The sequence below is a fragment of the Streptomyces sp. NPDC041796 genome (genome assembly GCF_055590785.1).
This window is the reverse complement of record NZ_JBVJAH010000012.1, coordinates 66,184-81,378: the sequence shown is the minus strand read 5'-3', so window position 1 is coordinate 81,378 and position 15,195 is coordinate 66,184. Positions and strand designations below refer to the sequence as shown.

Genomic DNA, 15,195 nt, shown 5'->3' with positions numbered 1-15,195 from the left:
ATGTCCGAACCGACCGGTGCCGCCCGCCGTCGCGGGCCCTTCGAGGTCGGGGACCAGGTCCAGCTCACCGACCCCAAGGGACGCCACTACACGTTCACGCTCGAGGCCGGGAAGAATTTCCACACCCACAAGGGTTCCTTCCCGCACGACGAGCTGATCGGTGCTCCCGAGGGCAGTGTTGTCCGTACCACGGGAAACGTCGCCTACCTCGCGCTGCGCCCCCTGCTCCCCGACTACGTCCTGTCCATGCCCCGCGGCGCCGCCGTGGTCTACCCCAAGGACGCGGGGCAGATCCTGGCCTTCGCCGACATCTTCCCCGGCGCGCGCGTCGTCGAGGCGGGGGTGGGCTCCGGCTCGCTCAGCAGCTTCCTGCTCCGTGCCATCGGTGACGACGGCATGCTGCACTCCTACGAGCGACGCGAGGACTTCGCCGAGATCGCCAGGGGCAATGTGGAGCGCTACTTCGGCGGCCCGCACCCCGCCTGGCAGCTCACGGTCGGCGACCTCCAGGACAACCTGTCCGACACCGACGTCGACCGGGTGATCCTGGACATGCTCGCGCCCTGGGAGTGCCTGGAAGCGGTCTCCAAGGCCCTGGTCCCGGGCGGCATCCTCTGCTGCTACGTCGCGACCACCACCCAGCTCGCCCGGACCGTCGAGTCCATCCGCGAGATCGGCTGCTTCGCCGAGCCGGCCGCCTGGGAGTCGATGATCCGCAACTGGCACGTCGAGGGCCTGGCCGTCCGCCCGGACCACCGCATGATCGGCCACACCGGCTTCCTGCTCACCGCCCGTCGCCTCGCCGACGGCGTGGAGCCCCCGATGCGCCGCCGCCGTCCCGCCAAGGGCGCGTACGGCGAGGACTACGAAGGCCCCAACAAGGGCTGACGCCCCTGGGCTGACGCCCCGACAACGCGACGGCGCCGCCGTCGAGTTCCCGCCACCGGTGGGGAACTCGACGGCGGCGCCCTCACGTTCGGCGCTCCGTGGAACATCCGACCCCGTGGTTCCACCCCCCTGTGACGTATGGCACGATGCTGGCCACCCCACCGCACAGCCCACAGGAGGCACTCCGCGTGCAGACCTCCGCCCTTCCGGACCTCGCGCACACCCACGCCCGCCCGGTGCACTGGCTCGCCACCGCCGCGGCGATGGCGGCGGTGGTCGCAGGCGCCGGAGTGCTCCAGCCCGAAGCCGCCACCGCCTCCCAGGCCGGCGGTATCCGGCCAGCGGCCGCCCCCGCGCCGGCGCCCGCTCCCGACCCGGCGGCGGTGACGTACCCACTCGAATGCGCGGGCGCGGCCAGCGTGGTGGCGAAGCGGGCGACGGGGGACATCGACGGCGACGGCCGGCCGGAGACGGTCGTGGCGGCGCACTGCCGCGCGGGCTCGGGAACACCGCCCAGCGGCGTGTACGTCCTGGCCCGCGGCACCGGCACCGGATCCCGTGTGGTGGCCACCCTGGTGGAGCCGGCCGAGCGCCGCAGCGTCGGCCGGATCGCCGTACGTGACGGGGTGGTCACCGCCACCCTGCTCGGCTACTCCTCACCGGACGTACCGAGCTGCTGTCCCGATCAGCGCGAGACGGTCAAGTGGCGGTGGGAGGGCGACAAGTTCGTCCGCTCCGCCACGGCCGAAGCCGGGAGTGCGTGAACGGTCACTCGGCGTCAGGGCCGTAGACCTCGACGCGGTCCGCGACGCGCCGCACGTGGATGCAGTCGCCGGGGCACTCCTTGGCGGAGTCCACGACGTCCTGCAGCAGGGGCAGCGGGACGGGCGTCGTGGCGCCGGGGTCCTGCAGCAGTTCGTCGTCGGCGCTCTTCACGTACGCCAGGCCGTCGATGTCCAGCTCGAAGACCTCGGGGGCGTACTGCGCGCAGATCCCGTCGCCGGTGCAGAGGTCCTGGTCGATCCAGACCTCCAGGGCCTCGCCGGCGCCCGTGGTCGGAGCCTCGTGCTGCACGGTCATATTCCTGCCTCTGGTGTGGTAAGTCGGGCCAACCCTGACGGGTGTTGACCACTCCGACGATACAACCGGCCGCTTTCAAGTGTTGATGGGTGGGTATCCCCCTGATGCGAGGGAGAGCGCAAGGGTGAAGATCGGACACACCCCGAGAGTCTTTGTGATCTAGGGGTTTCAATCACCACCCACCCAGGTAGGGTCAGGAAGCGTCCAGCTCCCCTTGGAGGAGGTGAGGACCGTGGCAGCCCACGACGACGACATCAACCGCGGCATCCGGCCGGGGCGGGGGTCTGAAGACCCTGCCGGCCAGGTTGCCTATCTCGAGCAGGAAATCGCCGTCCTGCGACGTAAGCTCGCCGACTCTCCGCGTCACACGAGGATTCTCGAAGAGCGGATCGTCGAGCTGCAGACCAACCTGGCCGGCGTGTCCGCACAGAACGAGCGACTCGCCAATACGCTCCGTGAGGCCCGCGACCAGATCGTGGCCCTCAAGGAGGAGGTCGACCGGCTCGCGCAGCCCCCGGCCGGCTTCGGTGTCTTCCTGCAGGCGAACGAGGACGGCACCTGCGACATCTTCACCGGGGGCCGCAAGCTCCGGGTGAACGTCAGCCCCAGCGTCGAGCTCGACGAGCTCCGGCGCGGCCAGGAAGTGATGCTCAACGAAGCGCTCAACGTGGTCGAGGCCATGGAGTTCGAGCGCGCCGGGGACATCGTCACCCTCAAGGAGATCCTCGAGGACGGCGAGCGGGCCCTGGTGATCGGGCACACCGACGAGGAACGGGTGGTGAGGCTCGCCGAGCCGCTGCTGGACATCACCATCCGGCCCGGCGACGCCCTGCTGCTCGAGCCGAGGTCCGGTTACGTCTACGAGGTGATCCCGAAGAGCGAGGTCGAGGAACTCGTCCTCGAGGAGGTCCCGGACGTCGACTACACCAAGATCGGCGGTCTGGGGAACCAGATCGAGCTGATCCGCGACGCGGTCGAGCTTCCGTACCTCTACCCCGACCTCTTCCAGGAGCACGAGCTCCGGCCGCCGAAGGGCATCCTTCTGTACGGCCCGCCCGGCTGCGGCAAGACGCTGATCGCGAAGGCCGTCGCCAACTCCCTTGCCAAGAAGGTCGCCGAGGTGACCGGGCAGCCCGCGGGGAAGAGCTACTTCCTCAACATCAAGGGCCCCGAGCTCCTGAACAAGTACGTCGGCGAGACCGAGCGGCACATCCGCCTGGTCTTCCAGCGTGCTCGTGAGAAGGCCAGCGAGGGCACCCCGGTGATCGTCTTCTTCGACGAGATGGAGTCCCTCTTCCGCACCCGCGGCTCCGGTGTCAGCTCGGACGTGGAGAACACCATCGTCCCCCAGCTGCTCGCCGAGATCGACGGTGTGGAGGGCCTCGAGAACGTCATCGTCATCGGCGCCTCCAACCGCGAGGACATGATCGACCCCGCCATCCTCCGGCCGGGCCGGCTCGATGTGAAGATCAAGATCGAGCGTCCGGACGCCGAGGCGGCCAAGGACATCTTCGCCAAGTACCTGACACCTTCGCTGCCGCTGCACGCGGACGACCTGGCCGAGCACAATGGGTCCAAGGAAGCCGCGGCCCAGGCAATGATCCAGTCGGTCGTGGAGCAGATGTACGCGGAATCCGAGGAGAACCGGTTCCTCGAGGTCACCTACGCCAATGGTGACAAGGAAGTCCTGTACTTCAAGGACTTCAACTCCGGCGCGATGATCCAGAACATCGTCGACCGGGCGAAGAAGATGGCCATCAAGGCCTTCCTCGACCACAACCAGAAGGGCCTTCGGGTCTCCCACCTCCTCCAGGCTTGCGTGGACGAGTTCAAGGAGAACGAGGACCTGCCGAACACCACCAACCCGGACGACTGGGCCCGTATCTCCGGAAAGAAGGGCGAGCGGATCGTCTTCATCCGCACCCTCGTCACCGGAAAGCAGGGCGCCGACACCGGTCGCTCCATCGACACGGTGGCGAATACCGGTCAGTACCTGTAGATCGCATTCCGGCTGCGGGTGCCCGGGAGTCCCCCGCCCACGGCGGGGGAGGGCATCCGCGGCCGGTTGCTTTCACCGGTCCCTGGCCATCATTCCGACCACACCGCAGCAATGACTCAATTGATCTCCCCACCAGCGCAGAGGCGTTCTAGGCTCTTCCGTACCGCCGAGTCGCGCAGTGCGGGGACGGGCACCGCACACGCATCGGAGAAGCAGCGGTACTTGAGCGCCGTTCCCGGACGGGGGCGCCGCCGGGCAAGGAGGGCCGCATGACTGTACGGCGAGTAATGGGCATCGAGACGGAGTACGGGATCTCCGTCCCCGGCCACCCGAACGCCAATGCCATGCTCACCTCGTCCCAGATCGTCAACGCCTACGCGGCGGCGATGCACCGGGCGCGGCGCGCCCGCTGGGACTTCGAGGAGGAGAATCCGCTGCGGGACGCCCGCGGCTTCGACCTCGCCCGCGAGGCCGCCGATTCCAGCCAGCTCACGGACGAGGACATCGGCCTGGCCAATGTGATCCTCACCAATGGCGCGCGGCTCTACGTCGACCACGCGCACCCCGAGTACAGCGCGCCCGAGGTCACCAACCCGCGCGACGCCGTCCTGTGGGACAAGGCGGGCGAGCGGATCATGGCGGAGGCCGCGGAGCGGGCGGCCCAGCTGCCGGGCGCCCAGCCGATCCACCTCTACAAGAACAACACCGACAACAAAGGCGCCTCCTACGGCACGCACGAGAACTACCTGATGAAGCGGGAGACCCCCTTCTCGGACATCGTGCGCCACCTGACGCCCTTCTTCGTCTCCCGGCAGGTCGTCACCGGCGCCGGACGCGTCGGCATCGGCCAGGACGGCCACGAGCACGGCTTCCAGCTCAGCCAGCGCGCCGACTATTTCGAGGTCGAGGTCGGCCTGGAGACCACCCTCAAGCGGCCGATCATCAACACCCGGGACGAGCCCCACGCCGACGCCGAGAAGTACCGCCGGCTCCATGTGATCATCGGTGACGCCAACCTCTCCGAGATCTCGACCTACCTCAAGCTGGGCACCACGGCCCTGGTGCTGTCGATGATCGAGGACGGCTTCATCACCGTCGACCTCGCCGTCGACCAGCCGGTGCGCACCTTGCACCAGGTCTCCCACGACCCCTCCCTCCAGTACTTGATCACGCTCCGCAGCGGTCGGACACTCACCGCCGTACAACTGCAGATGGAGTACTTCGAGCTGGCCCGCAAGTACGTGGAGGAGCGGTTCGGCGCCGACGCCGACGAGCAGACCAAGGACGTGCTGTCCAGGTGGGAGGACACCCTCAACCGGCTCGAGAACGACCCGATGAGCCTGGCGGGCGAGCTCGACTGGGTGGCCAAGCGGGAGCTGATGGAGGGCTACCGGCGCCGTGACGGGCTGGACTGGGACGCCGCACGGCTCCACCTGGTGGACCTCCAGTACGCCGACGTACGGCCCGACAAGGGCCTGTACAACCGTCTGGCGGCCCGCGGGCGGATGAAGAGGCTGCTGGACGAGGACGCCGTCACACGAGCCCAGGCGAAGCCTCCGGAGGACACCAGGGCCTATTTCCGGGGCCGGTGCCTGGAGCAGTACGCCGATGACGTGGCCGCGGCCTCCTGGGACTCGGTGATCTTCGACCTGCCCGGCCGGGACTCCCTGCAGCGGGTGCCCACCCTGGAACCGTTGCGTGGTACACGTAACCATGTGAAGGAGCTCCTGGACCGCTGCCGCACGGCCGAGGACCTGGTCCGCGTGCTGTCCGGCCACTGACCACCGGCCGAGTACTCGTACGAAAAGAGCTTGGCCCGGAGATCTCCGGGAATCATGGGGATACTCCCTGGACGTTGGAGAAAGTGCAGGGCCGATGTCAGACCGTCCTTGTAGGGTCTGATCTTGAGAGACCGAACCAAGCGGGCAAACCGAGCGGGGTGAGGGATATGGCGACCAAGGACACCGGCGGCGGGCAGCAGAAGGCCACACGTTCCACCGAGGAGGTCGAGGAGCAGGCGCAGGACGCGCAGGCATCCGAGGACCTCAAGGAGCGCCAGGAGAAGCTGTCCGACGACGTCGACTCCGTGCTCGACGAGATCGACGACGTCCTCGAGGAGAACGCCGAGGACTTCGTACGGTCCTTCGTGCAAAAGGGCGGACAGTAGAGCTCGTTGTCCCTTCCCGGTGCCGTCGGTGAAAGCCGTCGGCACCGGGAAGGATGACCGGCGACGGCACGGGTAAGGTCCGTGCACAGCACGCATGATCGGCCCGACCGCCGCAGCGGCGGGCCGCCGCCTCATTTCGGAAGGAAACGCGTGGAAGCCAACCCTCGTAGCATCGGGCGTCTGCCGGCAGCCTTCCTGACGCCCGGCTCCTCCTCGTTCATGGACTTCCTGGCCGATCACTCACCCGAGCTGCTGCCCGGCAAGCGGACCCTGCCGCCCCTGCAGGGCGCCATCGAGGCACCGCACGGCACCACCATCGTCGCCACCACTTTCCCCGGTGGCGTGGTGCTCGCCGGTGACCGGCGCGCCACGATGGGCAACATGATCGCCCAGCGGGACATCGAGAAGGTGTTCCCCGCCGACGAGTACTCGGCCGTGGGCATCGCCGGCACAGCCGGTCTCGCGGTGGAGATGGTCAAGCTGTTCCAGCTCGAGCTGGAGCACTTCGAGAAGGTCGAGGGCGCCCAGCTCTCCCTGGAGGGCAAGGCGAACCGCCTCTCCACCATGATCCGCAGCAATCTGGGCATGGCCATGCAGGGCCTGGCCGTCGTGCCGCTCTTCGCCGGCTGGGACGTCGACCGCGAGAAGGGCCGGATCTTCAGTTACGACGTGACCGGCGGCCGCTCCGAGGAGCACGGCTTCGCGGCCACCGGCTCCGGTTCGATCTTCGCCCGGGGCGCGATGAAGAAGCTCTACCGCGACGACCTCACCGAGCAGCAGGCCATCACCCTGGTCGTGCAGGCGCTCTACGACGCGGCGGACGACGACTCGGCGACCGGCGGCCCGGACGTGGCCCGGCGGATCTACCCGATCGTCACCGTGATCACCGACGAGGGCTTCCGGCGGCTCACCGAGGCCGAGTCCTCCGAGACCGCCCGCGCGATCCTGGATCGCCGCCTCGAACAGCCCGACGGCCCGCGCGCCGCGCTGCTCTGATGTTTGCCCATCTGAAGAAAGGGACGGATAGCCGGTGACGACGCCGTTCTATGTCTCGCCCGCACAGGCCATGCAGGACCGGGCGGAATACGCCCGCAAGGGCATCGCCCGTGGACGCAGCCTGGTAGTGCTGCAGTACGCCGACGGCATCGTCTTCGTCGGTGAGAACCCGTCCCGTGCACTGCACAAGTTCAGCGAGATCTACGACCGGATCGGTTTCGCCGCGGCCGGTAAGTACAACGAGTACGAGAACCTGCGGATCGGCGGCGTGCGCTACGCGGACCTGCGCGGCTACACGTACGACCGCGACGACGTGACGGCGCGGGGGCTCGCCAACGTCTACGCCCAGACGCTCGGCACCATCTTCTCCAGCGCGGGGGAGAAGCCGTACGAGGTGGAGCTGGTCGTCGCCGAGGTGGGGACCTCGCCGGAGGGCGACCAGATCTACCGGCTGCCGCACGACGGGTCGATCGTGGACGAGCACGGCTCGGTCGCGGTCGGCGGAAACGCCGAGCAGATCAGCAGCTTCCTCGACCAGCGGCACCGCGACGGGATGTCGCTCGCCGAGGCGCTGAAGCTCGCCGTGCAGGCGCTGTCCCGGGACACCAACGGCAGCGAGCGGGAGATCCCCGCGGAGCGGCTCGAAGTGGCGATCCTGGACCGCACGCGTCCGCAGCAGCGCAAGTTCAAGCGGATCGTCGGCCGCCAGCTGGCCCGCCTCCTGGAGGCGGACGCCTCGGCCTCCACCCCGACCGACGCCCCCTCGGACGAGGAGCCGGAGGAGTCGGAGGACTGACACCAGGCCCCACCGGTGCCCCGGACCGCCCCCGCGGTCCGGGGCACCGGCGTGTCGGCTCCGGGTGCGCTCCGGATCCCGTCCCGGATCCCGTACCCGGATTCCCGTCCGAGCCGGGCGTGGTCCGCGGCGCGGGTGTGGGGCACGGGTGTGGGGCGCCGGTGCCGACGCGCTCGCCGCAGCGCCCCAGGAGCGGGCACGCGGCACCGCGGCGCCCGGACCGGCGTGTTCAGGAGGCCGGGGGCGGGCCCGACGAGCCGCGGCGCATCAGGGTGACCGGGAGGTCGCCGCGCTCCGGCGGGCGGCCCGCGAGGACGTCCAGCAGGGCCGTCATCCCGCGCTCACCGATCCGCTCCGCGGGGAGCCGCACGGTAGTCAGCTCGGGCTCCACCGCGGTGGCCAGGGCGAGGTCGTCGAACCCGGTGACCGACACGTCCTCCGGGACCCGCAGCCCCAGTCTCCGTACCGCCTTGCACGCGCCCGCCGCCACGATGTCGTCGTCGCAGACCAGTGCCGTCGGGCGGGGCCCCGGCGCGGACAGCGCCCGCTCGGCGGCCTCCCGGGCGCCGTTCACCTCCAGCGGTACCGGGACGGTCCGTACGGAGACGTCCGGGAGGCCGTCCAGGCAGGCCGCCAGGGCCCTGCCGCGTACGTCGAAGGTCCAGGACGGCACGGCGGACGACAGGTGCAGGAACCGCCGGTGACCCAGCGCCAGCAGATGGTCCGTCACCTGCCGCATCCCGTCGCCGATGTCGAGGTTCACATGGGCCGCGGCTCCCGGGTCGGCCGGGTCGCTGTCGAGCATGACCAGCGGCAGGTCCGTGCCGCGGATCGCCCGCAGCGCGTCGGCGGCCATGGAGGAGGCGATCACCCCGTCGAGTGCCGCCCGCGCGGAGGGGAACGGGTCCCTGGCCGGGCCGACGCCCTCGGGAGAGGGGTACAGGACCACGCCGAAGCCGTGGCGGGCGGCCACCGCGGCGGCGCCGGTGTAGACCCGGGCGAAGAACTCGTTGGTGAGGGCCGGCACCACCAGCAGCGCGGTCCTGGTACTGCCCATGCGGAGGTTGCGCGCCGCGAGATTGGGCCGGTAACCGAGCTCGTCGGCCGTCTCCCGCACGAGCCGCGCGGTGCGCTCCGAGACCCGCCCCCGCCACTTGTCGCCCAGCACGAGCGACACGGTGGCCTGCGAGACCCCCGCGGCTCGCGCGACGTCCCGGCTGGTGGGCCGCGCACCGCCGGCCACGGGCACGGGGTTGCCCCCGGACGCTTCGGCGCCCGGTACCGCGGCGGGCCGGGCGGGCTCCGCCCCGGACGGCTCCGGGGCCGCGGGCGCGGCCGCCGTACGGCCGGACGCCGCCCGGGGCGACGGGTCGGGGACCGCTGGGTCCGGGTGGTGCACGCACGCCTCCGCTTCGACGATCGGACCGCGAGGAGTGGACCCGCGGGATGCCGACATGGTACGTATGACGAAGGACGTTATACGTAAAACCTCGGGGTGAGCACCGGGGGAGAGGGGCAGCACATGGCCGCGTCGGGCGGATACGCCGACCTCCTGAAGGCACCTCACGCCGCCAGGCTGCTCATAGGCACCCTCATAGGGCGCCTCCCCAACGCCACCGGGCCGATCGCCCTGATGCTGTTCACCCGCGCCGAGGGCGGCAGCTACAGCCTCGCCGGCGGGCTGGCCGCCGTGTACGGCATCGGCAACGCCGTCGGCCAGCCTCTCCTGGGCCGCGCCGTCGACCTGTACGGCCAGCCCCGCGTGCAGCTCCCGGCGGCCCTGGTCTCCGCCCTCGGCATGGCGCTGCTGGTCCTCACGGGCCTCGACCCGCTGCTGCTCACGTACGCCGCCGTCGCCGTGGCGGGACTGTTCACCCCGCCCCTGGAGGGCGGCCTGCGCGCCCTGTGGCCGAGCGTCCTCGGCCGCGAGGACCGCGTCCACCGGGCGTACGCCCTGGACGCGGTCGCCCAGGAAGTCATGTTCACGGTCGGCCCCTTGCTGGTAACGCTGCTCGTCTCGCTCTGGTCGCCGGCCGCCGCCCTGCTCGCCATCAACGCGATCGGTGTGCTCGGCGCCCTGTCCGTCGTCCTGTCCGAACCCTCCCGCACCTGGCGCTCCGCCCCCCGCGAGGCGCACTGGCTCGGCGCACTGCGCTCACCAGGCCTGCTGGCCCTGCTCGGCTCGTTCTTCTTCGTCGGCCTCGCCATGGGCTCCATCACCGTCGCCGCCTACGCCTACGCCGAGGACCACGGCAGCGAGTCCGTGTACGGCTGGCTGATGGCCGCCCTGGGCCTCGGCGCCCTGGTCGGCGGCACGCTCTACGGAGCCCGGCAGTGGGCGGGCGCCCCGGAGCGCCGTCTGCAGGTTCTCGTCGGCCTGCTGGCGCTCGGCTACGTGCCGCTGCTGCTCACCCCCGGCGTGGTGCCCATGACGGCCCTGGCGGCCCTCGCGGGCGTGTTCCTGGCGCCCACCATCGCGTGCGCGTTCATCGTCGTCGACCGGCACGCCCCGCGCGGCACGGTCACCGAGGCGTTCTCCTGGCTCGTCACCACCTTCGGCGTGGGCGCCGCCGCCGGAACGGCCGCGGCGGGTCCGGTCGTCGAGCTCTCCGGCACGGCCGCGAGTTTCGCCGTGGCGGGCCTCGGCGGATTCGTCGCCCTGCTGGTCCTGGTGGCCACCCGGCGCGTACTGGCAGTTCCCCTTCGCCGGGCCCAACACGCCGGAGATGTCGTGGCGGCATCGGAAAATGATCGAAACGGTGCTGTCGAACCCGGTTTCAGCACACGCCGTCAGGCGTAATGTTCAGTCATGGACCGCCGCATTTTCGGGCTGGAGAACGAGTACGGCGTCACGTGCACGTTCAGGGGACAGCGCCGACTGTCTCCTGACGAAGTGGCGCGCTACCTCTTCCGCCGTGTCGTGTCATGGGGCCGCAGCAGCAATGTCTTCCTGCGGAACGGCGCCCGCCTCTACCTCGACGTGGGATCGCATCCGGAATACGCAACTCCCGAATGCGACAACGTGACCGAACTGGTCACGCACGACAAGGCCGGCGAGCGCATTCTCGAGGGCCTGCTCGTCGACGCCGAACGCCGCCTGCACGAGGAGGGAATCGCGGGCGACGTCTATCTCTTCAAGAACAACACCGACTCGGCGGGAAACTCCTACGGCTGCCACGAGAACTATCTCGTCGCCCGCCACGGAGAGTTCTCGCGGCTCGCGGACATCCTCATTCCGTTCCTGGTCACCAGGCAGCTGCTGTGCGGCGCCGGGAAGGTGCTGCAGACCCCGCGCGGCGCCGTCTACTGCGTCAGCCAGCGTGCCGAGCACATCTGGGAGGGCGTCAGCTCCGCGACGACCCGCTCCCGGCCCATCATCAACACCCGCGACGAGCCGCACGCCGACGCCGAGCGGTACCGCCGCCTGCACGTCATCGTCGGTGACTCGAACATGTCCGAGACGACCATGCTGCTGAAGGTCGGCGCCACCGACCTCGTGCTGCGCATGATCGAGGCGGGCACGGTGATGCGCGACCTCACCCTGGAGAACCCGATCCGGGCGATCCGCGAGGTCAGCCACGACATCACCGGACAGCGCAAGGTCCGGCTCGCCAGCGGACGTGAGGCCTCCGCCCTGGAGGTCCAGCGCGAGTACTACGAGAAGGCCGCCGACTTCGTCGACCGCCGCGGTATCCGCACGGGCACCGTCGCGCAGGTCCTGGAGCTGTGGGGCCGCACGCTGGACGCCATCGAGGAGGAGGACCTCGACCGGATCGGTACCGAGATCGACTGGGTCATGAAGTACAAGCTGCTGGAGCGGTACCGGGCCAAGCACAACATGACCATGTCGCACCCGAGGGTCGCCCAGATAGACCTCGCCTACCACGACATCCACCGTCGGCGCGGGCTCTACTACCTGCTGGAGAAGAAGGGACAGGCCGCCCGCATCTGCAACGACCTGAAGATCTTCGAGGGCAAGTCGGTGCCCCCGCAGACCACCAGGGCGCGGCTGCGCGGCGACTTCATCCGCCGGGCACAGGAACAGCGACGGGACTTCACCGTCGACTGGGTGCACCTCAAGCTGAACGACCAGGCGCAGCGCACGGTGCTGTGCAAGGACCCCTTCCGGTCGGTCGACGACCGGGTGGAGAAGCTCATCGCCGGCATGTAGCCGGCAGGGCGGCGGGGCCCGGCCCCGGTGGGACCCGCCCGGGCCCCACCGGGGCCGGACCGCTGTCCGGACCCGGGCCGGCACCCGGCCGGAGGCTCCGGAGGCCGGAGGGCCCAGCCGGAAACGGTCGGGTACGGGAGCGGCCGGGGGCGGCCGGGGTACCAGGAACGGCCGGGGTACGGGAGGCGGGGGCGGCCGGCCGGGATGGAAGGGCGTCAGGCCTCGGTACCGAGGCTCGGAGGCTGTCCCGGGGCCGTGGCCCCGCTACGTGCCGCCCGGCGCGGCGGCCGGTCCCGAAGCGACTGCTCGCGGCGGCCGGCACCGGGGCGGACACCGGGGCGTCGAGCGCCGGAGGCCTGGGACGCGTGAGGCGGGATCATCGCCGTGAGGCGCCGTGCGTTGCTCGTGCGGCGGCTCGCGTACGTCGTAGAGTCACGCCGTAGAGTGACGCGACACCCTCGCGAACTCGATTGCGAAGACCTACAGATCCCGAGATCCCGACCAAGATACGAGGCATTCCGTGCGCCGTCGCTCCCTCCTTCTCGCCGTCCCCGCCGGCCTGCTCACCCTCGCGGGCTGCGGCGACGACAAGTCCGACAAGGCCAAGACCGACGAGAGCCCGTCCACGCCCCCGGAGCCCTCCGCGAAGATCGTGGAGGGTCCGCTGCCCGCCGTCACCGCGGGGACGGAGTTCGGCCAGAAGCCGACCGTCGCCAAGGGGCCGGGCAAGCCGTCGTCCGACCTGGCGGTGAAGACGCTCATCGCCGGCAAGGGCCAGACGGTGGCGAAGGGCGACTTCCTCCAGTTCGACTACCTCGGGCAGATCTGGGACACCGCCAAGGTCTTCGACAACTCCTACGACCGCAAGGCGCCGCTGACCAGCGCCATCGGCGTCGGCCAGCTCATCCCCGGCTGGGACCGGGCACTGCCGGGCAAGAAGGTCGGCAGCAGGGTCGAGCTGGCCATCCCGCCGGCCCTCGGCTACGGCTCGCAGGGCAACCCGCAGGGCGGCATCAAGGGCACCGACACGCTGGTGTTCGTCGTCGACATCCGTGGCACGTTCAACGGCAAGAGCTCGGCCAAGGGCCGCGAGGTCGCCCAGGACAACATCGACCTCCCCAAGGTCGGCACCAACACCGACGGCGCGGCGCCGTCCATCGACGTCCCCAAGAAGCCCGCGCCCAAGGGCCTGGTCGCGAAGTACATCCTGGAGGGCGACGGCCAGGCCGTGAAGCCCACGGACAAGCTGCTGCTCCAGTACAAGGGCGTCCTGTGGGACGGCGGCAAGGAGTTCGACTCCAGCTACAAGGGCGGGCAGCTCGCCGAGTTCCCGCTGCAGAGCCTGATCAAGGGCTGGCAGCAGGGCCTCGCGGGCAAGAAGGTCGGCAGCCGTGTGATGCTCGTCGTGCCGCCGGAGCTGGGCTACGGCGCCCAGGCGTCCGGGGACATCCCCGCGAACTCGACGCTGGTCTTCTCACTCGACATCCTCGCCGTGATGTAAGACTGTCCCGGTTGATCAGTACATCGTTTGAGGAGCACTGTTCTCGTGAACATCGACAAGCCCGAGATCGACTTCCCGGGTGGCGAGCCGCCGAAGGACCTGGAGATCAAGGACATCTGGGAGGGCGACGGCCCGGAGGCCAAGGCCGGTGACATGGTCAAGGTCCACTACGTGGGCGTGGCCTTCTCCACCGGTGAGGAGTTCGACTCGTCGTGGAACCGCGGCACCCCGCTGCAGTTCCAGCTCGGTGTCGGCCAGGTCATCCAGGGCTGGGACAAGGGCGTGCAGGGCATGAAGGTCGGCGGCCGCCGCCAGCTGATCATCCCCGCGCACCTCGCGTACGGCGACCGCGGTGCCGGCAACGCCATCGCGCCGGGCGAGACCCTGATCTTCGTCTGCGACCTGGTCGGCGTCTGATCCGCCACCTGATCGTCGTCCGACCGGCGGTGATCGTCACCGCTTCTCGGCCGGAACCGGTCACCCCGAGGGCCCGTGCCTCCAGGCACGGGCCCTCGGCCTTGCCGTGACTCCCGCCCCGAGTCCCGGCGCGACTTTTGCCGCGACACCCCGGGGCGGTACGTTGAGCGGGAAAAGTGACTCCATAAGAAGAGGTGCAGGGCGTCGATGGCCATTGCCAAGGCCGAGCGGCTGATGAATCTGGCGCTGTGCCTGCTGGGAACCCGGCGCCCGCTCAGCAAGCGGGAACTGCGCGGCTCGATCGAGGCCTACCTGGAAGCCGGCTCCGACGACTCCTTCAACCGCATGTTCGAGCGGGACAAGGACGATCTGCGCGAGCTGGGCCTGGTCATCGAGACCGTGGAGAACCTCGACGGCGAGACCGGTTACCTCGCCCGCCGCGACTCCAACCGGCTGCCGCCGATCCAGCTCGACGCCGAGGAGGCCGCCGCCCTCGGACTCGCCGCCAAGGTCTGGCAGCAGGCCCGCCTCGCCGGTGCCGCCAGCGGAGCCCTCCAGAAGCTCCGTGCCGCCGGCATGCCCGAGGCGGAGGACACGTACGACACCCCGCACAGCGCCCTCGAACCGCGCATCCCCGTCCACGAGGCCGCCTTCGAACCGCTGATGCTCGCCTGCCGCGACCGGCGCCCCGTCGTCTTCGAGTACCGCAAGGCCAACGCCGCCCGCCCCGAGACCCGTCACGTCGAGCCCTGGACCCTGGAGTGCTGGCGCGGCCACTGGTACCTGGCCGGATGGGACCGCGAGCGCGGCGCCGAGCGGGTCTTCCGGCTCTCCCGGATCACCGGCAAGGTCCGCTCCCGGGCCGGGGCCTTCACCGCCCCCGTACCGGACGTGTCGACCGTCCGCGAGACCGTCGAGAGCTGGGCGGGGGAGACCGCGACCCGGTCCGCCCGGATCCGGTTGCGCACCGACTGCGGCTACCCGCTGCGCGCCCGTGCCCTGTCGGTGCGGGAACTGGGGGACGGCTGGGACGAGTTGGAGATTCCGTACGGGCACGGCCTGGACGCCTGGCTCGTGGAGTTCGGTCCGGACGTCGTCGTACTGGAACCCGCCGATCTGCGGGCCGATGTGGTGGACCGGCTGCGTGCCGTGGCCAAGGGCTGAGGGGGCCGGACGAACG

General features: G+C 70.2%; 14 protein-coding genes. 12 read left to right on the top strand and 2 right to left on the bottom strand.

Features of this window, described 5'->3' with window-relative positions; genetic code table 11:
- Complete coding sequence (locus ACZ6C1_RS24560) at nt 1-888, top strand: tRNA (adenine-N1)-methyltransferase (protein ID WP_469243272.1); 888 nt, start codon at nt 1-3, stop codon at nt 886-888.
- A gap of 188 nt (nt 889-1,076) precedes the next feature.
- Nucleotides 1,077-1,652: a hypothetical protein gene (locus ACZ6C1_RS24555; protein WP_469243271.1), complete on the top strand. Its 576-nt coding sequence runs from the start codon at nt 1,077-1,079 to the stop codon at nt 1,650-1,652.
- Between the two features lie 4 nt (nt 1,653-1,656).
- Here the strand turns inward: ACZ6C1_RS24555 and ACZ6C1_RS24550 are convergent, their stop codons facing one another.
- Entirely contained in the window at nt 1,657-1,968 is a 312-nt protein-coding gene (locus ACZ6C1_RS24550) for a ferredoxin (RefSeq protein ID WP_469243270.1), read from the bottom strand.
- A gap of 232 nt (nt 1,969-2,200) precedes the next feature.
- Here ACZ6C1_RS24550 and arc point away from each other — a divergent pair, with 232 nt between their 5' ends.
- The 5 genes from arc (at nt 2,201) to prcA (ending at nt 7,926) form a co-directional block, all read left to right on the top strand.
- The gene (gene arc / locus ACZ6C1_RS24545) at nt 2,201-3,967 is read left to right on the top strand and encodes a proteasome ATPase (protein ID WP_351819187.1); all 1,767 of its coding nucleotides are present in this window, start codon (nt 2,201-2,203) and stop codon (nt 3,965-3,967) included.
- A gap of 269 nt (nt 3,968-4,236) precedes the next feature.
- A complete protein-coding gene (gene dop / locus ACZ6C1_RS24540) occupies nt 4,237-5,748 on the top strand; it encodes a depupylase/deamidase Dop (RefSeq protein ID WP_469243269.1) in 1,512 nt (503 codons plus the stop codon).
- A gap of 167 nt (nt 5,749-5,915) precedes the next feature.
- On the top strand, nt 5,916-6,134 hold the full coding sequence (locus tag ACZ6C1_RS24535; protein ID WP_016325855.1) for a ubiquitin-like protein Pup: 219 nt from the start codon (nt 5,916-5,918) through the stop codon (nt 6,132-6,134).
- Between the two features lie 150 nt (nt 6,135-6,284).
- Nucleotides 6,285-7,130, top strand: a complete 846-nt coding sequence (gene prcB / locus ACZ6C1_RS24530) for a proteasome subunit beta (protein WP_469243268.1) — start codon at nt 6,285-6,287, stop codon at nt 7,128-7,130.
- Nucleotides 7,131-7,164: 34 nt separating this feature from the next.
- On the top strand, nt 7,165-7,926 hold the full coding sequence (gene prcA / locus ACZ6C1_RS24525) for a proteasome subunit alpha (protein WP_469243267.1): 762 nt from the start codon (nt 7,165-7,167) through the stop codon (nt 7,924-7,926).
- 229 nt (nt 7,927-8,155) lie between these two features.
- On the opposite strand, the gene ACZ6C1_RS24520 is transcribed toward prcA, so the two are convergent.
- Nucleotides 8,156-9,175 (bottom strand): LacI family DNA-binding transcriptional regulator, encoded by a 1,020-nt coding sequence (locus ACZ6C1_RS24520; RefSeq protein ID WP_469243503.1) that lies wholly within the window; start codon nt 9,173-9,175, stop codon nt 8,156-8,158.
- Nucleotides 9,176-9,448: 273 nt separating this feature from the next.
- Between ACZ6C1_RS24520 and ACZ6C1_RS24515 the strand changes: the two genes are divergently transcribed.
- The 5 genes from ACZ6C1_RS24515 to ACZ6C1_RS24495 all read left to right on the top strand — a co-directional run bounded on the left by ACZ6C1_RS24515 (nt 9,449) and on the right by ACZ6C1_RS24495 (nt 15,179).
- Nucleotides 9,449-10,726 carry an MFS transporter gene (locus ACZ6C1_RS24515; RefSeq protein WP_469243501.1) on the top strand — a complete coding sequence of 426 codons (1,278 nt, stop codon included), beginning with the start codon at nt 9,449-9,451 and terminating at the stop codon, nt 10,724-10,726.
- 9 nt (nt 10,727-10,735) lie between these two features.
- Nucleotides 10,736-12,097 (top strand): Pup--protein ligase, encoded by a 1,362-nt coding sequence (pafA, locus tag ACZ6C1_RS24510; protein ID WP_073758312.1) that lies wholly within the window; start codon nt 10,736-10,738, stop codon nt 12,095-12,097.
- A gap of 520 nt (nt 12,098-12,617) precedes the next feature.
- On the top strand, nt 12,618-13,598 hold the full coding sequence (locus ACZ6C1_RS24505; protein WP_469243266.1) for an FKBP-type peptidyl-prolyl cis-trans isomerase: 981 nt from the start codon (nt 12,618-12,620) through the stop codon (nt 13,596-13,598).
- 45 nt (nt 13,599-13,643) lie between these two features.
- Nucleotides 13,644-14,015, top strand: a complete 372-nt coding sequence (locus ACZ6C1_RS24500; protein ID WP_469243265.1) for an FKBP-type peptidyl-prolyl cis-trans isomerase — start codon at nt 13,644-13,646, stop codon at nt 14,013-14,015.
- Between the two features lie 207 nt (nt 14,016-14,222).
- Entirely contained in the window at nt 14,223-15,179 is a 957-nt protein-coding gene (locus tag ACZ6C1_RS24495) for a helix-turn-helix transcriptional regulator (RefSeq protein ID WP_469243264.1), read from the top strand.
- Nucleotides 15,180-15,195: the final 16 nt, after the last annotated feature.